Below are 19661 nucleotides of genomic sequence, written 5' to 3'. Positions count from 1 at the left end.
CAAAGATGGAGCCGTTGCTCATGCGCAACTACATTATCGCACCAGTTTTTCTTGCAGTTTTCTCGACTTCCTGCGCTTTTGCAAAAAGCGAATATTCTCCTGAATATCGTGTTTGCACTGAGAACTCTGGAGGCAATACAGCTTCGCTAAGCGACTGCAGCCAGGAAGAGTTAGTCAAGCAAAATGCCAGGATGAATAAGGCATATAACTCAGCGATTACTGTGTTACCCGTTAGCAAGATGAGAAAGCTACAAGAAGGCCAAGCTTTATGGATCAAATTTCGAGATGCTGATTGCGGCATGTACTATTCCCTCACGGGTGGCACGATGGATCTCCTAGAGGGGGCAGGGTGTGAACTGAACATGACCTTGGAGCGAGCGGATTCGCTGGAATGGTTTGCTGAAAATGGCGCCTCGGAGGATGAACAGGGGGGTGAGCAAGACGCGTTGTGAGTGATCACTAGCCTGCAATAACAGGCGTTAAACTTGCTCAACTTGGCTACCCTGCAAAATATGAAGGCCCCGCTCAGAGAAATCTAAAGCAGGGCCTTCTTCGTTTGGAGCGCTGGCAGACGATTGTCATCACCTCGCATTTGCCGCTACCTATTTTTACTTACCTTTGAACTGACGCGCGCCGGCTTTCGACGGGTAAGAACGTCGACAAAACAATTACAAATGCCCGCACATCAATGTGTTAGTTCCCGAACATAAGCCTGGCACGCCGCGAGCGCAATCAATCCTCGATCTCCGTTGTCGGTGATTCCGATAATTCGTTGAGCATGCGCTGGATCAAGTCGGGCGCGCGTTCCTCCATGAACCATGCCGCCGACGCTGGTAGTGGAAGGCACTGAAAGGAGCGAAAAACGAGTCGTCACCCTTCACTCGTTCGCAGACCAACGTCTATCAACCGATGATCACTACGCAGCTGCTGCACCCAATTGCTCTAACAAATCATTAACCTTTTGCTCCGCCACGCCTTGATTGCACGTCAGCGTCTCAAGGTTCGGCTCGATACAGCGAAGATAGTAGCGGCACTTCTTTTTATTGAACGTCTCCACATTTTTCTGGACGTAATCCGCCAAGGCCACTGCATCACTAATACATTGCTCCAAATGATCGCGGTGACTGCTCAGAAACTCGAGCGTTGAAGCGGCCAGTGGCGATCCATCAGGTAAGCAAAGAAGGACTCGTTGCATCAATGAGTTATTCTCGTGATTGAGTTTGCATCCCGCAGATCGCGCAATTTCCGCCTTAAGCAGCACGTTTTGACGTAGAGCAAAAAGCTCAGAGGCTCTCGACCGCTTCGAAGCACGCAAGGAGGTCCACAAGCTCAGTAAGGCCCCGAGCATGGCCACGAGCTCAAATTTAGAAGCGTCTTCCAAGCCAATCATGCTTACCCCATCAGATACGTCTAGAAAATCAAGGCCGATTCACACACCAGATCGCCGTTTCAACGCGATGTCAAAATTGACAACGCACCACCATGCCAGATGCTAATTTTAGAGCTCCCGCCACGAGTCAAAGTGTAAAGTCCGAGGTCGTCAGGGTAGTGATACCGGTGATCTGGATGGCGAACTCGGCGGCGTTGTCCGCATCGGTGTTGCCGTAGAGCACGCCCCCTGCAAACTTCAACTGCCCGGCCGCACTGAAGGCCGCGGTACTGCCGATGACCGTATGAAAGGCTTCATTGGTGGCCGTCGCCGTGTTGGCATCGAGTGTCAACAGATCAATCTTGTCGGCGCCCCGGGTGAAGTCGGTGATGATGTCCCAGGTGGCGCTGGTCAGCCCCGTTTCAGTGAGGGCATTGAAATCGAAGATATCGTTGCCGGCGCCGCCGGTGAGAACATCCTTGCCCGTACCGCCGATTAGGATGTCGTTCCCGCCCCCACCGTTGAGCGTGTTGGCGGCGGCGTTGCCCGTGAGCCTGTCGTTGTAGTTGGAGCCGGTGAGGTTTTCGATGGCGACCAGGGTGTCGGCGCCTGAGCCACCGGTGGCCTGGGCCGTGGTCACGGCCAGGCTGGCATTGACGGCACTGTCGGCATAGACGTAGGAGGCCGTGTCGACGCCGGTGCTGCCGTTGAGCACGTTGTTGCCGGCCCCGGCATAGAGGGTGTTGTTGAGACTGTTGCCCGTCAGGCTGGCGACTCCGGTGGCGAGGAGGCGACCACTCTCGACATTGGCGCCGAGGGTGTAGGCGCTGAGCGAGCTGAAGACCGTGTCGCTGCCGCCAATGCTGGCCGTCGCATTGGTTTCAATGACGACGTCACCGGTGTTGTCAACGTAGTAGATGTCAGCCCCATCACCGCCCGTCATCCGGTCGAGGCCTGCGCCGCCCTCCAAAACGTCATTGCCCGCCATACCGTCGAGCGTATCGTTACCGACGCCACCGTTGAGCGTGTTGGCGGCGGCGTTGCCCGTGAGCTTGTCGTTGTAGTTCGAGCCGGTGAGGTTCTCGAAATTCAACAGGGTGTCTGTGCCAGAACCACCGGTGGCTTGCGCGGTGGTCAGCCCCAGGTTGACCGTGACTGCAGCAGTGGCAAAGGCATAGGACAAGGTATCGGTCCCGATGCCGCCATTTAGGACGTTATTGCCCGCCCCGGCATAGAGGGTGTTGTTGAGGCTGTTGCCCGTCAGGGCGGCGACCCCGGTGGCGAGAATGCTACCGTTCTCGACATTGGCGCCGAGGGTGTAGGCACTGAGGTAGCTGTAGATCGTGTCGCTGCCGCCGGTGCTGGCCGTCGCATTGGTTTCAATGACGACATCGCCCGCGTTGTCGACATGGTAGGCGTCAGAGCCATCGCCCCCCGTCATCCGGTCGAGGCCTGTGCCACCATCGAAAACGTCATTGCCCGCCCCACCGTTGAGCGTATCGTTACCGGCGCCACCGCTCAGCAGGTTGGCGGCAGCGTTACCCGTGAGCGTGTCGTTGTAATTGGACCCCGTGAGGTTTTCGATGGCGATCAAGGTGTCGGCGCCTGAGCCGCCGGTAGTCTGTGCGGTGGTCACGGCCAGGCTGACGGTGACGGCGCTGGTGGCATAGAGGTAGGAGGCCGAGTCGATACCGGTACTGCCATCGAGGACGTTGTTGCCGACCCCGGCGTAGAGGGTGTTGTTGAGGCTGTTGCCCGTAAGGTTGGCGACCCCGGTCGAAAGGAGGCGACCCTTCTCGACATTGGCGCCGAGGGTGTAGGCGCTGAGAAAGCTGTAGACCGTGTCGCTGCCGCCGGTGCTGGTCGTGGCATTGGTTTCGCTAACGACATCGCCGATGTTGTCGACGTAGTAGGTGTCGTCGCCGAGTCCGCCGACCAGAGTGTCCGCACCCGCCCCGCCGTTGAGGGAATTGGCCGTATGATCGCCCATCAGAAAATCGCCGAACCTGCTGCCAACGATGTTCTCGATACTGACCAGATGGTCGGCAAAGTCGAAGATGGCTTGATCCACGGAGGAAATGAAATCCCCGCTACTGGTGACCAGAGGGTCGCCCCGGCTGTCGAGCAGAGTAATGGCACCCGTTGCATACCCAAGGCCGCTGGCCAGGTTCACGACTACGCCAGTTTGGGTATTGGCATAACTGACGCTATCGCTGCCAGTGCCACCGTCGAGGGTTTCGCCTAAGTAGTAATAAACAATGGGATCGAAACTAAGGGGGCTCGGGGGGTGCAGGGGGGTCAACGACGCCGAATATCCCCCTTCAGCCATCAGGGTATCGTTGCCGCCTAGTCCCGCGACAATATCCCAGCCGCCATTGCCATCCAGGGTGTTGGCATCCGCGTTACCTATCAGGGTGTCGTTTTGCACACTACCGATCACCGACTCGATATCTATCAGAGTGTCCACGCCGGCGCCGCCGGAGACTTGTTCAAAGAACTGGTTCAGAAAGATGGCGACAGGGCCCGCATGCTCGTATGAAACGGTATCGAAGCCTGCTCCACCGTCGAGAATATTGTTACCCCAACCTGCGTAGAGTACGTTGTTGAGAGCGTTGCCAGTCAGATTGGAGCTCCCCTCCGATATAATGCGGCCATTCTCGATATAGTCGCCGAGCGTGTAGTTGGCGAGGGAAGTGCGGACCTGGTCAACGCCTCCCGTGCTGATTTCGCTGACCACATCGCCGACATTGTCGACGAAATAGATGTCGGCCCCATCGCCGCCCTGCATCAAGTCGGCACCCACGCCTCCGTCCAGGACATCGTCGCCACCGTAGCCCACCAGGGTATTGGCGCCGCTGTTACCGAGAATATAGTTATCCAGGTTGTTTCCATAGCCCTTGATATTTTCGCTGCCTGTCAGCCACAGAATTTCTAGTGTGCTGCCTAGGGTATAGCTGTCCAGGCTGGACTTGACCCAATCGCTACCACCACTGTCCGGCAGTATTTGGTCTATGTGGTAGTTGTAGAAAAAGCTTTCAGTGATGCCCTGCTCGGAGGCTACTCCCCCAACAGACGCAAAGGAAAACCACTGGGTGACAAAGCTGCCGGCAGCGGTGTAGTAACTGCCTTGGCCCCAATACAGTCCGGATGATTCGGAAAAGAAGATGGCGTCGATTGGCAGTGAATTGGTTCCAGGCCAGAGGTTGAACATGGAGTAGGTGGGGGTCGTGAAGCCGGTAATCCCCGAGACAATGGTAAAGTCAGACTTCAGCTCGGGGATCTTGTCGAGAATGTAGGTGTCATTCCCACTGCCGCCGTCCAGAGTGTCTAGGCCTGCACCGCCGTTGAGAGTGTCATCTCCAGCCAAGCCAGTGATGCTGTCGGGCCCACTTGTCCCCAATAGAACATCGTTGCTCGTTGTGCCTGTTATCACGGCCATGACTGATTTCCTTGATTCAGAGCCGCAAGTGGTAATCCATGCAGCAGCGCCATTCATTGTCATCAATGACCTGCGGCTGAAACCGCCGGACATTTAATCGGTATTCGTCGAGGCCGCGCAGGTCAGCACTCATTTTTTACGCAAACACATCGCTCATGGCTAAATTGCTTACACAGGTGAGCTGGACAGCGAACCCGGCTGTGCCGTGTGTGCATCGGTGTTGCCGTAGGGCACCCCGCTTGCAATCTTCAACTACCGGCCGCACAGATGGTGGCATTCATTGTATATAGCCATTTGCCATTTCGCTTGTCCGGTTGTCGCCTTGAGTTACTGGGCGACAGGTAAACCCAGCACCAGTGCCCGCACATAGGCCTGACAGGCCGCGAGTGCGATCAGTCCTTGGTCGCCGGCGTCGGTGATGGCGACAATTCGTTGAGCATGCGCGGGGTCAAGTCGGGCGCGTGTTCCTCCATGAACCACGCCGCCGGCGCTGGAGGTGGCAGGCACTGCACAACCACTGGCTGAGTCCGTGGTGTCGAGAAGGACTGACAGCCGCAGATCAGCAGTGGCAAGGCGATCGCGCAGGCGAGCCTGGTCTTTTTGTGCATTGGTCAAAGCCTCATGATGGGTTTGGTCGCTGACCGACAAGCGCTGCTCGAGCGCCAGGCGCCTGTCCTGATCGGCGCGAACCTGGGCAGCGGCGGCATTGCTGATAGTGTTCAGGTCGGACTGGTGCAGCCCGGCCTGCTCGGCCAGTTGCTTGCCGTAGCGCCAGTCCTGAACCTTCCAGGTGCCACACGCAGTAGCCAGCACCAGCGCCAGCACTCCGACCAGCGCAAACTTCAGCGAAGCGGGTGTCATAGTTAATCCTCCCAAGGTGGAAGGTCCACCGTCTGGCCTGCAAGGGCATGAGTACAGTCGCCCAGGAACTGGATTCGGCCATCGGTCACGAACGAATGGCAGACTCGATCACCATCAGACCAGCGCTACTGCACCAGCACCGAAGGGGTGAAGGTCGGTTTCTCGACGTTCCCATTCCACCCCCAGCGCGGGCCTGGCCCATGGCCGTGCATGACTCGATGCATCATCGTGCAGCCAGGGCATTCAAACCAAAGGCTGCCTTCCTCGGCAGTGGCCAAAACACGGGACAATCTGCTGAAGGCTGTCATGGCACATCCTTGAAGAACACGTGACGACCAAGGGCCAGCTTCTGCTTGGCGCCTTTCGCCCAGGCCGGCGCCTTCGGCATGGTGGTCGCGTAGTAATGGGTGGCACCGCCGGCAGGATCCGGCACCTTGCCATCGATCATCTGGTCAGCAGCAATCCGCGCCTGCGCAAGCTCACGGAACGGGATCTGCTTGGCCCGGCTCGCAGATTCTTTTGCCCTAACAATCCGCTAATGTTCCATGCAACCCTGCAGATACATTGGGTATAACTCGGGGGTTCAGCATGAAAAGTTTTGATCTTACAGACTCAGCATCGATTTTAAATGTATTGAAAAAGCTCGCTGTTACACCAAGCCCTGCCGCGTGGTTACTGCGCAAGGGACTAGATGCTGTTGGTGCCGCCGTGGCAACTCCGGAAAATCAGGCAGAGGCGGCAGCCAAGGTTATCCGAGAAGGCAAAGATGCAGGTGTAGATGAAATGGAAATAATCATGAGCCACGAAGCTGGATTGAACTTTAAGGCGCCGATAGAAGGCGTAAATATTTCGGTGAAAGCTGGCGCTGAGGGAACGATCAAGATGAAAGTAAAATATAAATAAGTCGCTTAGACGGCAGACGCATTGATATAAGCGTCATGCCAAAGTCTTCGTAGCCTTCAGCCACAGTTTCATTCGGTCTTGCCGCCCATTGAGTCCACCATTGACGCGCTGGGTGATCCGATCGAAGTCGCCGGCATCGGCCAAGGGGTTCAGCCCCTTGGTCGCCCAGTACCAGGCGGCTGACAGGCAAGCATACTGAGGCTGCTCTAATAGCTCGGGCTGATTGATCAGGTCCACTCCCAGCGCTTCGCCGCACGCGGCATAGTTCGCCCGGCCGGTAATCTGGATCAGACCCCGACCGCGATACTTGAATCCGTCGCCTGTCGCGGTGTTGCCCAAGTCCACCCGCCTCTCATACTTGGCTTGGGCCGGAGTCGGTCCCCAAATCTCACGTACGTAACGCAGCTGACCGGACTCATGCCCAATCTGGGCGACGAACGCTGCGATGCGCTTCCTACCGACAATCTGGTATCGCCCCATTGCCGTATTCAATGCAGGAACAAAAACGCCGACTTTGGTGCCGGCGTTCGGAAGGATCAGCAGCAATTGCTGCGCAGTGATCGGCATAGTTTTCTCCAGGCAAAAAAATACCCGCACTTGGCGGGCCTGTATTGCGCTAAGCGCTTAGGCTTCGTTGATCTCAGACGCTTCGGCACTCACCGGCAACGGGTACCGGGCTTTGATGGCTGCCACCGAGGCAAGCCACTCCGTGTAGTCAGGCTCCAGACCTTGCGACAGAGCATCGTAGTCAGCCTCCAAGCGCAGCGGATCTGACTCGGAAAGGTAGGCGGTCCGGCGCGCATTGAGCGCAGCTTCCAGCTCTGCATTCTTGCGTTCTTCCAGCTGCTGCTCGGCGGTGATCATTTGGCTAAAGTCGATGTTCATTCTGGAAGCCTCACTTCACCATCGGGTGGATTAACAATGTCACTGGGGAAGCGAACCGCGAGACTTGAATCCGCGTCGCAAGGAATCCCCAGGGCGATAATGAGGTCACCATTGCGACGGGTCACATCGCCCACCAGGTGCTGGCAGTGAACTGCCGACCAGGGCAGAACCGCCCCCTCTGGCAGCTGCCGAAAGTCGAACGACTCCCCGTTGATGATCAGCACATCACCGGATTTTTGAATTGAAAGCGGGACCCGGCCGCCCTGCGGTGAAAGCTTGATAATCATCAGAACCACCTCCCGATTGCTAGATACGTACCACTGCCAATTGTTTGCGCAACCGGACCGTTACGGAAGAGCGCGGTGGCCGACCAGTTCGCCTTTGAGTTGGCTCTGGTGTAGCCATAAACGTCATTACTCGTATTGGGGCTACCAAAGGCCTGAAAGGTGTACGCGGTGTCGACAAACAGAACCGGGAACACGCCCAAAGGCGAAACCGTTGCGACGGCGCCGGCGGCAACGGTGAAGTCCGCAATCGGCCCGGTACAAATCAGCCGGCCGTCTGCAAATTTCGTGGCCTCGCCGTTCGCGTTCACCACCTTTTCAAAAATGGCGCCGGTAGGTACGCCGCCGCCTTGCGAGACGGTTCCGAGAATGGCCGCGACAGCAGCGGCGCCAAGACCCAAGCCGGCACGGGCCAAAGCCGGGGTGTTGCCACCCGTCCCGCCTTTTGAAACGGGCACCACGTTTTCGACAGAGACCGATCCGAGCCCGGCCAACGTGGCGCCCCATTGGTCGACCAATTGCCGCAGGCGGTCGGCGGACTCTTTCACGTAACCCTGCACCGGCACCAGGGCATACGTCCCGCCAGAGGCGGTAGCCCCTTGATACGCGGGAAGGATCGAAAGCACCGTCGTGCTGGCAATGTTCGAGACTTCGTACCAGCGCCCATCCGGGCCTTGAAAGGCATCGCCCACGCGAGCGTTGGCGGCAAAGGCTGTACCGGTGCCGGTCACTGTAGTGCCGCCGCTGGTGACGGCGACTGTTCCTGATCTGTACCAGGGCATGGTTGTTCCTTATCCGAAGGGAAATGGGAGGTTTGCAGTTCTGATGATCAGTGCCGTTGGGAGCAGGGTTGGAATGTTCTGCCACTGATAACCGTTCACGGCTAGGATCTGGGTGTCGTAGGTTGACGCGGCAGAATTCGCCATCATGAAGGTTATAAAGCCCGTTCCCCCATATACGCCCTCAACACACCCCGAGTTTGATGCCTGGGCAATAGGACTCAGGTCAGTGCCGATTGTAAGACCACACCCGCGAGACCATGGCAGGTGGGCCGCGTACTCGACGCCAGCAGTTAAGTTGTAGGTGAAAGTGCATTGCGCACGGGGATAAATGATCCTACCAGATGCACTAGTCCCCGCAGTCTGCAGCATCTGGTTAGTACCACCAGTGTAGGGGAGGCTGGATGGCGCGGGGGGAGGCTGTGTCCCAATGATGTTCAAGGCGGGCTGGAGTGAGTTGAACGTGCAGTTACCCGAGGTATCAAACGTCTTCAGGTACGGAGACCCGGCGATGTTATCCGCCATCAGGTCAAAGCAGTAGTACTTAGTCGAGGGGCTCGCATTGACATAGTAGAATGTAATACTTGTCCCCGACTGCGTGGACCCATTCAAGCAGCCAGGCCCGACCAGGAACACGATGGGTGACTTGAAGTTGGCCAGCGTGAACCCGTGCATGATATCGAGTGAGTTGTCGTTTGCAACAATCTCGGTAGGTGCCGTCCAACTTGCACCATCGTTCTTATCTAGCCCAGGCGACTTGAGCCCCCTCCGTCCCCAATTGCTGATGTAGGCAAGGTTCCCGCTCTTCACCAACCCATATGTGATCTTGCTGGTATCGAAGAGCAGGCTACCGTCCAGCTTCTTAACGATAAGGCCAGTCATCAGTAGTACCCGTAGTAGATTCTAGCGTTGGCCGCGAAGAATCCCCAACCGTTTGTGGGAAAGGAGTAGACCCAGGTCAACGACGTGCCCGATAGAGTCACGCCGGGTATCTTCCCGTAGAGGCCTACGCTCACGATGGGCACGACGATGAAGTATGCGGTCTTTCCAGCGGGGGGCGCCGGTATGGTTGTCCCACCATTTACAGCGCCCGTTGTAACCGACCCCATTGTCTGGCTGATGTTCATGGTCATATCGACCATTACTTGATCAGCCGCGTTTTTGATTGTAATTCCCGTCATTGCTATAGGCTCAAGTCAATACCAAGTACCCCATTAGGATGGTAAAACTTCAAGGCGTTACTTGTGAGCTGCATCCTCCCCCCGCCATAGGTTCCGTTCATTTCAAAACCACCATCCTTGTTGATGATCCAACCACTTGTGTTGGACACATAGTTGTTGGACTGAATGTAGTTACCAATCTTGGCGTTGGTGATGGTCCCGTCCTGAATGAAGGCCGAGTTCATGAACACCTGTCCGCCAGTGACAGCAAACGGCGAAGACAACGTGCCGTTGATGCCGTTAACCACGGCAAAAAGATCAGCGCTCACCAGGAACTTGCTTTGCAATCCAGCCGGGCCGTTCTCAATGCCCAGGCCGATGCCCGCCGCCACATACTGGCCCTGGCTATTCAGCTGCATTTTGACCGACCACATCGTGCTGGCCTTGCCGTCGAGCGCTACCACCGCCTGACTGACTGTCTGCACGGCTGCGTTCGTGCTGCCGATAGACACTTCCAACTGTTCCGAGCGCCGTGCCTGGGCTGTGTCACCGTCAGCCCTGACGCGGGTTTCCTCAGCAAACTTCGCCGTAGATCCCCACGCCTCCAGTGCTCCGGCCAGATCGCCCTCCGCGTCGTCATCCCGCCCGGCCGTGTATACGGCCTCGACGGTTGTCCGCATCGAAGCCACCGCCGCATCGGTATTCACCTGAGCGTCCTGTACGTCCTGGATCTTCGCCGTGCTGTCATCGACCTCCAATTCAATCGTGTTGATCCTTCGCCCCAGCGCGTCATCAGCTCCAACGCGGGCCTCGGATTCAGTGCCGATGTCTGCGGTATTCTTGCCGACCGATGCGCTCAACAAATCCAGGCGGCCCGCTGTTGCAGAGCGGTCGGTGGCCAGCACAGTCTCCAGGGTGCGGATTCCGGCTTGGTTGCCCGCAACCTGCGCATCGAGCGTGGTCAAGCGGATGGCCGATGCCTCGCTTTCCGTAGCGCGGGTTCGCACTTCCTCCGCAAACTTCGCGGCGCTATCCCACTCATTCAGGGCCCCGGCCAAGTCCCCTTCCCCATCATCAGCGCGATACGACGCCTGCAGTGATTGCAGGGAAGTCGACGTAGCCGTGACCTTGCCGTCCACCGTTTCGATGTCGGTCGTGTTTTGTTCGATCTGCACAGCCTGGGCGTTGACCGTCGACACGATGCCGCCGATGTCGAGCCAGTAGGTCGGATTAGGCGGCCCATTGGCCCCGCCAGCATTGGCGGGTACGGCCTGAAGAGCGGTGTACAGGCGCTGCCCTTTACGCACGTTGTCGTCTTTCAGGTAACTCTTCGTCGGAACGTATTCCAGGGCGTCGGTGATTTGGTCGATCCGGTCGTTAAGCGCATCCTTGGCCGCTTCAATTCGACCATTGACAGACTCAGGGCCGTCGCCGGAGATTTTGTCGATTTCGCCAAGCAGATGTTCGCCAAGCTCGGACTCGGTGATCTGGCCGGCGATCATGTCCAGGATCGGGCCGGCCTCAGAGCTGGCCTGTCCCATCACGCCGTTTACCACTGGATAGAACGGGCCGATGTTGCCGATCCGGTCTACCAGGCGCGCCCAAAAGAAGAATGTGGAGCCCGCCAGCAGGCTCTGCATCGAGTAATCGCTTTGCGGGTACGCCAAGTCTGCCAGCTTGGTTGCAGCTCCCAGGTTATTGGCCGGCCCGTACCAGAGCTCCGTGCGCTGAGTGTCCTCGGCGCCAGCGGGGAAGCCCCACTTAAGGCCGATGCCGAACAGCAGAGAAGTGGCAGTCAGAAAGGACACCGCCGGCGGTAAGCCTTCCTTGCCCTTGAGGTCAGTCAGAATCGAGTTGCGCCAGACCGACGAGATGTCGAAAGCGCTCACGGCACGAACGCGGGCCACATACGCGCCAGCATAGATACCGGTAACGTCGACGCTGGTCAGCCCGGTGCGTTGCACTTTGATCCAGTTGCCGCTGTCCTTGCGCCACTCCACGTCATAGCCGACCGCACCGGGCACCGCTGGCCAAGTGATCGTCATGGTGGCGACGGCAATGCCCTGGGAGACTACTGAGCTTGCAGTCAGGGTGACGCTCGCCGGCGCCGGTACCACTGTGATCGGAATCACGCTGATCGGCCGCTCTTCGAGGCGAGCACCGGTGTCGATGAAGGCGAACTTGCTGGGTTCATACTGCAGCGCGCTGATCTCGAAGTCGCCCTCGGCCGTGCGCTTGGTCCGCAGCACACGGTACAGCGGGATCGCCAAGTCATCGGCGTCCAGCGCCCATTGCAGTTGCGGTAACGGTGGCTCGCTGTAGCTGGTGGTCACGGTCACTGCGCGGCCGGCAACGCTCTGCACGGTACGGCCTTCGGCACGGCCACCGGGCAGATTGATGATCAATCGGTCACCGGCCTTGGCTTGGGTGTCGCGGTCGAGCGTCACCACGCGGCCGGCCACTGCCGAGATGCGACCGCCCAACTCACGCCCCGCCAGCAGCGAGTCAGCCACCGGAATGATGTGGCCAGGCAGCGGGAGCACGCCCTCCATGCCGGTCTTGAACGACACGGTGCGGTCCTGGTTGTTGCTCAGGATGGCCCACTTTCCGCGGCGCTGGGCTTCAGACGCACGCGTGCAACCGATGGCACTCAGTTCGGTTGGTCGGTCGCCGTACCGCCGTTGCAGATCTAGGTCAGCAAACGGAATAACGTCGGTGTCGTAGTTGTTCGCCGGGTTGTCGTAGCTGACCAATGCCCGGGTGTAGCGGGTCTTCGCCGACGCGCTGCCATAGGAAAACTTGCCGTCAATGACGTTGGCCCGGGTGAAGACGTAGTCGAAGTCCTGCGCGCGCGGCATATCGGCCTGCATCACCAGCTGCCCCTGCGCCCAGTAGGTCATGCCTCGGTAGATACCGGCGATATCGCGCAGCAGTGACCATGCATCGGCCTTGCCTTGCAGGTTCATGTCGCAGAGAAAGCGCGGCTCGGTACCGCCCAAGCCGTTCGGCACCAGCTGGTCGCAGTACTGGGCGATCCGGTACAGCTCCCATTTGTCGACCATGAACGACTTGATCCGCTTGCCCAGGCCGAAACGGTCTTCGGTACACACGCCGTAGGTGATCCACGCCGGGTTATTGGTCCAGGCCGACTTCATGCTGCCGTCCCAGGTGCCTGCGTACGTGCGGGCGACCGGGTCATAGTTGCTCGGCACCATCCAGCGCCGCGCCTTGCACTTCACGGTCACGGCTGGAATGTTGGTGAACTGCTCGGCGTCGAACTCGATGTAGAGCAGTGCGGTATTCGGGTAGCGCAGCTTGGCGTCGATTACCTCGGTGTAACCAGCCACCAGCATGGTGTCGGCGATCTTGTTGGTGTTCTGGTTTGGGGTCAGGCGGCGCACGCGGATCTGCCAGCCGGTGGTAGCGTCCGGCAGATCAATCCGGCGCGAGCGTTCGTAACGAGTGGTGGTCTTGCCGTCGACGGCATCCACCAGCACCTGCTGGTAGGCGCCGCCGTCGATGGCCACGTCGATGGCGTACTCAATGCGGTACCCGCCCACGTTGCCTTGGTCATCCTGGCGCTGCAGGGCCGGCCACGCAAAACGCAGGCGCACTGCCGACAGTTGAATGTTGCTGATCGAACGCACCCACGGCGCGTCGCCACGCAGCTCAATATTCAGCGAGGCTTCGTTCTCCACGGACGGAATGCCCGGGATGTAGGCCTGATCCACCGAACCCGGCCGCCAGTCCCACTTCACGTTGGGGAAGTTGTAGTTGCCGCTGGCATCGCGGATTGGCGTGTTATCCAGGTAGATGTCGTAATCGGTCGGGGTGCCGTCGAACTCGCCCTCACCCACGGCGATCAACAGTTTGGCCAGGTTGGTGGAGCGCAGGCTGTCGCTGGCTTCGGTCGGCGACTTTGGCTTGCTGCTGCCGCCCTTCTCGCCGTGGATCTCGATCTGTGCTGCTGCGCCCATGCTTTCCTCCAGGCATAAAAAAACCGCCTCTTGGGCGGTCTGTGTGCTTCGTGCTAATTACGTCTTGTCTTCAGCGTTGATCGAGGCAGAAATGATCATGCCGCCCCACCGGCGTTCGCCGATGCAGATCGGCACCGGGTTGCCGCTGGCGGTGGTGTTCTTGGCGCTGCCGAAGGCATAGGACGGAGCGTTTTCGGGGGATGAGCTGTACGAGAGACCACCCTGCTGGGGGCTGAGCATCTGAATCACGCCGCCAGCGGTTGATGCAATACCTGCCGCGTAAAGAGCAGACACTGCCGACCCAGTGAAAGCACCGAATGGGTTGAAATATGCGGCAGCAATCAGCACCGCCCCCACAACTGTTTGAAGTACGCCTGCGCGCTTGCTACCAGAGATTACTGGGACGATTTTGAGAACCCGCGTTCCAGATAGATTCAGGTCAGTTAGCCCTGCATTTTTCCCATTTCTGTAAATTGCAAAACACATCCCGAGCCGATCGAGTCGTTTAATCTCCTCCTGAAAGCCTGGGATCGTCGCATTGAGTGCTTTGAAAACCTCCAAGCCTTGTCCGGAATCCAAGAGCAAGTGATGGACTTCGCCAAATTTATTGGCAAGCTGCCTGGTCAACTGAACCCGAGTGCGTGGTGAGTAATGCGCTACCGTTGCCGCCATACTTTTCTCCGGACAATAAAAAACCGCCAAAAGGCGGTTTAGCAAAAGGCACACGCTCTATCTTGCGCAGCTCTCAACAACGCTTGTCACCTTCGTAGAAGGGTCCTGCCATGTACGAAAGAAATGGTAGGCAACAGTTGAGCCGCTTGGAGCGGGGGTGATATCAACAACATGCCAAGGGGATTCCGGATCCGGCGCAATCACTGAATATCGCTCACCGGTGGACTGTAAAACGCCCCCGACGCTCCCACCTATTAACGATGTGGATTGCCATCCGTCACGAATACACTCAGCTACATTTTTCGCTTTTTTCTCAGAGGAAAGCGTCAAAAGTGGCGCGTTTTTCCGGATATCGCTAGCAGTAGAACATCCCGCCAACAACGCGACAGCCAACGCTCCTACGATCAATTTCATGCAGGTCACTCCTGTGGAAAAGGCCATAACCTTATCACTGAGCATCGCGATGACGCAGCACTAGGCGCGTCCGGTCGAGCCAAGGGCCGCCGAACACAATGACCTCCGACGGTCTGCCGTACAGGTGGTGCAACAGAAAAGGACCAGGACCGAAGGTCGCCGCATCTTCGCCGGGTAGTGCCGGATCGCTCCCGAGGAAAATCCCGGCGTGATTGGGGAAAACAGTCCGCCCCACCTCCATCACGATCATGTCGCCGCGCTGTGGCTGGTCGACCCGATAGAAGCCGGCAGCCTCGTAATTGGCTTCGTACAGACTGGTGTTTTCTTTGCTCTCCCACCAGCCATCGGCACGCTTGAAAGCTTCGAACTCCAGCCCCCACTCCCGCTTGTACCAGTCGGCGCAGACCTGCCAGCAATCCCAAGCCCCGTGCACGAATGGACGCTTGAGCAGCGGTACCTCGCCGGATGGCATCACCGTTCGTAGGTCGCCCTCGGGCCAGCTCAGAATGTGCCAAGGCAGCGCCGTAGCCTCGCACATTGCCAGGTCGCGCGGCGATGGCCGGCTTGTAGCATCCGGGTGCGAATGAACCACGCCGATCACTTCGCCGATGTCCTCGGCCGCGGCGTATTCCTCCGGATCGATCCGAAACTCCTCGTTCGGTTCGGTGGAGACGTTGCGGCACGGGTAGTACTGCTGTTTGCGTCCGACCGCCAGCAGCAGCCCGCAGCACTCTTTCGGGTACTCGGCAACGGCGTGCGCCTGGATCGCGCTGAAGATGTACTTGCGCATGGTCAGCTCCGGGCTATCAGGGAAACGGCGGGGAAGCCACCAAACGGCAGTGGGTTGCCCTCGCCGAAACGCGGGATGCAGCCTCGGCCCAGTGTGGCGTCACACTCGTCTAGTTCAGGGTTGTCAGTCGGCACGCCATCCTTTGTGACGTAGCCGCCGGTGTAACCACAGTTCGGCCCCCGATAGCTACCGGTGAGACACCAGTGGCACAACGTTGTGGCCTGCCGACCAACGAACTCGCCGCCCACATCGCCCGGGCTGGCCAACTCCCAACTGACTGTCTCGCCGTCCTCGTTGGTTTTCTGGTCGATGTACCAGACCTCGATCGTCTCCTGAGTTGGATCTGCCGTCGGATTGCCGGCCGGGAAGTTCTGCGCATCCAGATACGTGCCCAGCGTGTGGCGCATCGTCAGCTTAAAATCCGCAAGGTCTTGGAACGCCAGGCAAAGCGCGGTGATGCGCCCGTAGACGTTGCCGACGGACAACGTCGGCCGCACGGCTATGCCGTCGCCATTCGCCTCGATGCCGTCGATCTGCATCGGCCAGGCGCCGTATTCCACGCCCTGCCACCAGATCGCTTTCGCAGGCAGTTGATCGGCATCGGCGCCCGCGGCGATCAGCTCTGCCGGCGTGTGCGGGATGGCGTGACCATGGAAGCGCAACACATCAGCCCCGTAGTCCGTGCCATCCAATTCGAAGAGCAACACTTCGCTGCCAGGCTCAAGTATCTGGATATCACTGATCAGCGGCATGATTGCCCCTTATGGTTGGAATGCACGTTCGAACGTGGCCGTGAGTTTGAAAACTCCGCCACCCATCGGTGTGGGAGCGGGATTTTTGCAAGTGAACAGACCGAGCTGGCCGAGTGGGGTTGTCCAGAGGAAAGCCTTTGCCCCAGCGTGCCGGTCGAGGAAGTCCATAATCTGCAACACCTTGGCCTCTTGGCCGGTGAAGGTGATCGGATAGGAGTCCTCTTTGTTGTTCGGACCGTCTCCGACACTCTGCGCGTAGCCGCCGCCGAACTTCGAAGTGCGCACCCGATAATTGATATCGGGTGTCCCCCCGCGCTCGGTTGGCCAGGTGAATTTCTCGATGGCCATCAGCCCCTCCCATTTGTCAGGCGCCAGATTGATCCGCCCGGCTGAAGCGCTCGTGCAATCGCAGTTTCCGCTTCGGTTTTGGCTGCCTGCTGGATGCTTTTTCCAAGCTGGTTGATTGTCTCTTGCGAACCTCCCGCCCCGTCGCTCCCAGAGGTCTGCACCGAGACCGCCACCGGAAAGTTGTACGTGTTGCCGCCACCGCCGGACATTGCGGCCAGTGCAGGCCCGCCGCCGGTCGTCAACGGCGTGACGCTACCGCCGTTGGCACCGGTCATCAGGAACGACCGGCCGCCCTCGTTGTAGAGTTCCGGACCGAGCTCGTTGACCTCGTACAGGGAGTTGGGCGCCACAGGACCGCCGGCTGCCCGGTAGCCTGAGAAGTCGACGCCTTGATAACCCGCCTGAGATGCCCCGGCGTTTGACGACACCGCGCCCGCAGAACCAGCGGCGAGACCATTGCCGCTGCCGCCGGTGAAGTAACCGGTAGCCGCGCCGACCAAACTACCCAGTAGCGCCGAGCTGGCTTGCCGCGTAGCGATCCGCGCCATGTCCGCCAGAATCGACTTGGTGAAGTCAGCAAACGACAGCTTCCCGGTCATGGCGAAGTTGACGACTGCGTCTTCCATCGAGCTGAAGGCATTGCCGAATAGGGTTTTCGTCTGGCCAGCAATGTTGCTGGCCGAATCCAGGTAATTGGCCCAAGCCGAAGTCGCGCCTCTTGTCCAATCGCCCTGCGCCTTTTCCACGTCCGCATAGTTCTGCCGGATTTGGTCGGTGGCAGCCTTGTTCGCGCCGGCGAGAGCCTGTGATTTGCGGGTGAATTCCTCCTCCGACATATTTCGCGACGGGTCGGACTTCTGGCTTGCCAACTCCAACGACTGCTGAGCGAACCGATCTTGCTGGCTGTTCAGTTCGTTGTTGAGTGCGTTCTGGCGATCACCCTGGCCGACGCCGAGTACGGCACGCTGCCCTGCCAGTTCCAGCGCTCGCTGTTGCTGGGCCAAGGCCTGAACATAGGTGGTGATTGCCCGCTCTTGTCGGGCAAGACGCCCTGTCTCGTTCGTGGCCAATACCTCGAGCTGACTATCCGCATCCTTCTGAGTCTTGACCATCCCGGCGCGCGCATCGGCGATTTTCTGGTCCAGCTGGATGCTTTGCGCAGCAGTGGTGGTCTTCTTCTCCTTGGTGGCTTCCAGTGCGGCAATCTCTGCCTCGTAGGCGGAGGTGATTTCGTCTCGCTCGTTGCCGATCAAGGCTTCGCGCTTCAGGGCGTAGTCGGCCTGAGAAACAAGCCCAGCCTTCTGCGCTGCGTCCAGTTCCTTCTGGGCGTTTTTGTACTCCTCGCTGATGGCTGCCAGGTTGTTCTTCGCGTTGTTGTACCCGGTCAGATCGACCTGCGAACCGGCCGCTTTCGGATCCTTGAACTGGTCGTTGATGTTCGCCAGGCTCTTATCGATGGCCGCTTGGTTTAGGCGCGGATCGTTCGGCGCGACCTTGCGGATGTCTTCGAGCTGCCGCTTGTACTCCTTGATCGCCTCGGTGCGTTTCTGCTCATTCGTCCATGAAGACTTGGTCAGAGCATCGATTTTCGCCATCGACGAAACGGCATTACTCTGGGCTTTCGCCTGCTCCCCTTCCCATTTGGCGATGTCGGCTTCCGCAGCCTTCTGATCCTCCAGCATGTTGAGGCGATTCTGATAGAGATCGACCATCTCCCGCTTGTTTTGGAACAAGCCAATATCACCGGATTGTGCGCGGGCCAAATCCCGTCGCGCTTGTTCGATATCGGCGCCGATATCACTGCGGCCAATGTTCTTCAGCCCATCAGCAGCGCGGGCAACTGCGTTGTAACCCTTCTCCCAAAAGCTCAGGTTCTCCAGGATTCGCGGTGTTCGCTCATTGATCGCATCGGCGAACGACTCGGTAGCCAGCTTCACGGCACCAGCATGGTCGCCCTGCTGTTCCAGCGCGGCAATCTGCGAGTAAACCGACGCAGTCAAATAGTGGTACTGCTCATTCAGCGCGGCAGACGCCTTTACCGGGTCGTCTGCGAGCTTGGAGAACTCGGAGACCGTCTCGCTTATGGCCTTGCCGGTCGCTTCCTGCATCGACACAGCGGCCTGGGTGATGCTCGTGAAGCTTTCACCGGCGATCTTGCCGTTGTCGGCCAGCAGTGCCAACACAGCTGCCGCTTGCCCGGTGGTGCCAACTGTTGCACTGACCTGACGAGCCATGTCGCCAAGCTGCCCAGCACTCACACCGGCGTAGTTGCCGGTCAGTATCAGTGACTTGTTGTAGCTGTCCTGCTCCTCGCTACCTTTGTAAAACGCGTATGCGAGACCACCTACAGCCGCGGTTGCCAGCGCAAGTGGGCCGAGGATCGCGAGCAATCCGGCAGCCCCCTCGCCCGCGCCGGCGCCCAACTGAGCGACCGCACGAACACCGCTACCCCAATCACCCGAGGACAGCGCATTTCCCAACTGAACGACGTTTTCCTGTGCTTGCCGTGTCCCGAGGCGCAGCTTGTCGAAACCGGTGGTGGTTTTGTTGAGCTTGTCGTAGTCCTTGTCGATCTTGCCCAGGGCGGAGTTGTACTCCTCCTGACTGATCCGGCCGGCATCCAGATGTTTGCCCAACTGCTCGACCTGGGTATCCAGCTTCGCCAGTGCGGCGCGGACCGGGTCAATTGCACCCAGCAGGCTGTTCAGCGCCTTCTGCTCGTCCATGGCCGACTTGGCCAGCGCCACCTGCTGCTTATCGAGTTGCGCCGAGATCTTCGCGGCCTCAGCCTCGCCATAAGCACCAGTCTTGGTAAGCTTCGCCAACGCGTCTCGCTGTTTAGCGAGGTCCTGTGTGGTCTTGGCGCTGGTAGAAAGCGACTTCTCCAGCGCCTGCATTTCGTTCATCAGCGAAACAGCAGACTGCTCGGCCCGACCGCCAGCCTTCGCCATCTCATCCAGGCTCGTTTTTGCCTGGATTGCATCGGCCGAGTCGATCTTGACGCCGAGTTCTGCAATGTTCATCGACT

Annotated in this window: 17 protein-coding genes and 3 pseudogenes; 2 read left to right on the top strand and 18 right to left on the bottom strand. The window is 58.8% G+C overall.

Features of this window, described 5'->3' with window-relative positions:
* Window positions 1-20 precede the first annotated feature (20 nt).
* Window positions 21-452, top strand: a complete 432-nt coding sequence (locus tag ACXX83_RS06630; RefSeq protein ID WP_458547902.1) for a lysozyme inhibitor LprI family protein — start codon at window positions 21-23, stop codon at window positions 450-452.
* Between the two features lie 233 nt (window positions 453-685).
* Here ACXX83_RS06630 and ACXX83_RS06625 read toward each other — a convergent pair.
* From ACXX83_RS06625 to ACXX83_RS06600, 6 genes and pseudogenes are all read right to left on the bottom strand, one after another.
* Window positions 686-850: pseudogene (locus ACXX83_RS06625) on the bottom strand (lysis protein); the annotation flags it as partial.
* A gap of 66 nt (window positions 851-916) precedes the next feature.
* Window positions 917-1390: a hypothetical protein gene (locus ACXX83_RS06620; protein ID WP_458547901.1), complete on the bottom strand. Its 474-nt coding sequence runs from the start codon at window positions 1388-1390 to the stop codon at window positions 917-919.
* 127 nt (window positions 1391-1517) lie between these two features.
* A complete protein-coding gene (locus ACXX83_RS06615; protein ID WP_458547900.1) occupies window positions 1518-4769 on the bottom strand; it encodes a beta strand repeat-containing protein in 3252 nt (1083 codons plus the stop codon).
* A gap of 366 nt (window positions 4770-5135) precedes the next feature.
* Window positions 5136-5669, bottom strand: coding sequence for a lysis system spanin subunit (locus tag ACXX83_RS06610; protein ID WP_458547899.1), 534 nt, complete (start codon window positions 5667-5669; stop codon window positions 5136-5138).
* 2 nt (window positions 5670-5671) lie between these two features.
* Window positions 5672-5977 (bottom strand): annotated as a pseudogene (locus ACXX83_RS06605) (ubiquitination-like system serine protease family protein).
* Window positions 5974-6177 (bottom strand): annotated as a pseudogene (locus ACXX83_RS06600) (cell wall hydrolase); the annotation flags it as partial. The pseudogenes ACXX83_RS06605 and ACXX83_RS06600, both read right to left, overlap by 4 nt.
* Before the next feature lie 80 nt (window positions 6178-6257).
* Between ACXX83_RS06600 and ACXX83_RS06595 the strand changes: the two are divergent.
* A complete protein-coding gene (locus ACXX83_RS06595) occupies window positions 6258-6572 on the top strand; it encodes a hypothetical protein (RefSeq protein ID WP_458547898.1) in 315 nt (104 codons plus the stop codon).
* 33 nt (window positions 6573-6605) lie between these two features.
* Here the strand turns inward: ACXX83_RS06595 and ACXX83_RS06590 are convergent, their stop codons facing one another.
* The 12 genes from ACXX83_RS06590 to ACXX83_RS06535 all read right to left on the bottom strand — a co-directional run bounded on the left by ACXX83_RS06590 (window position 6606) and on the right by ACXX83_RS06535 (window position 19656).
* Window positions 6606-7139: a glycoside hydrolase family 19 protein gene (locus ACXX83_RS06590; RefSeq protein WP_458547897.1), complete on the bottom strand. Its 534-nt coding sequence runs from the start codon at window positions 7137-7139 to the stop codon at window positions 6606-6608.
* 57 nt (window positions 7140-7196) lie between these two features.
* Window positions 7197-7457, bottom strand: coding sequence for a hypothetical protein (locus tag ACXX83_RS06585; protein ID WP_458547896.1), 261 nt, complete (start codon window positions 7455-7457; stop codon window positions 7197-7199).
* A complete protein-coding gene (locus ACXX83_RS06580; protein WP_458547895.1) occupies window positions 7454-7744 on the bottom strand; it encodes a hypothetical protein in 291 nt (96 codons plus the stop codon). Before ACXX83_RS06580 ends, ACXX83_RS06585 begins: the two co-directional genes overlap by 4 nt.
* Window positions 7744-8523 carry a phage tail protein gene (locus tag ACXX83_RS06575; protein ID WP_458547894.1) on the bottom strand — a complete coding sequence of 260 codons (780 nt, stop codon included), beginning with the start codon at window positions 8521-8523 and terminating at the stop codon, window positions 7744-7746. Before ACXX83_RS06575 ends, ACXX83_RS06580 begins: the two co-directional genes overlap by 1 nt.
* A 9-nt stretch (window positions 8524-8532) precedes the next feature.
* The gene (locus tag ACXX83_RS06570) at window positions 8533-9402 is read right to left on the bottom strand and encodes a hypothetical protein (RefSeq protein ID WP_458547892.1); all 870 of its coding nucleotides are present in this window, start codon (window positions 9400-9402) and stop codon (window positions 8533-8535) included.
* Window positions 9403-9703: 301 nt separating this feature from the next.
* Window positions 9704-13657 (bottom strand): TipJ family phage tail tip protein, encoded by a 3954-nt coding sequence (locus ACXX83_RS06565; protein WP_458547891.1) that lies wholly within the window; start codon window positions 13655-13657, stop codon window positions 9704-9706.
* Window positions 13658-13714: 57 nt separating this feature from the next.
* On the bottom strand, window positions 13715-14329 hold the full coding sequence (locus ACXX83_RS06560; RefSeq protein ID WP_458547890.1) for a tail assembly protein: 615 nt from the start codon (window positions 14327-14329) through the stop codon (window positions 13715-13717).
* Window positions 14330-14386: 57 nt separating this feature from the next.
* Complete coding sequence (locus tag ACXX83_RS06555) at window positions 14387-14743, bottom strand: hypothetical protein (RefSeq protein ID WP_458547889.1); 357 nt, start codon at window positions 14741-14743, stop codon at window positions 14387-14389.
* Window positions 14744-14777: 34 nt separating this feature from the next.
* The gene (locus tag ACXX83_RS06550; protein WP_458547888.1) at window positions 14778-15533 is read right to left on the bottom strand and encodes a C40 family peptidase; all 756 of its coding nucleotides are present in this window, start codon (window positions 15531-15533) and stop codon (window positions 14778-14780) included.
* Between the two features lie 2 nt (window positions 15534-15535).
* On the bottom strand, window positions 15536-16285 hold the full coding sequence (locus ACXX83_RS06545) for a phage minor tail protein L (RefSeq protein ID WP_458547887.1): 750 nt from the start codon (window positions 16283-16285) through the stop codon (window positions 15536-15538).
* Between the two features lie 9 nt (window positions 16286-16294).
* Window positions 16295-16633, bottom strand: a complete 339-nt coding sequence (locus tag ACXX83_RS06540; protein ID WP_458547886.1) for a phage tail protein — start codon at window positions 16631-16633, stop codon at window positions 16295-16297.
* Complete coding sequence (locus tag ACXX83_RS06535; protein ID WP_458547885.1) at window positions 16633-19656, bottom strand: phage tail tape measure protein; 3024 nt, start codon at window positions 19654-19656, stop codon at window positions 16633-16635. Before ACXX83_RS06535 ends, ACXX83_RS06540 begins: the two co-directional genes overlap by 1 nt.
* Window positions 19657-19661 lie beyond the last annotated feature (5 nt).

The sequence above is a fragment of the Pseudomonas sp. GNP012 genome (assembly GCF_054343835.1).
Note: the sequence above shows the minus strand (reverse complement) of the source record. Positions and strands in the feature narration are given on the sequence as shown.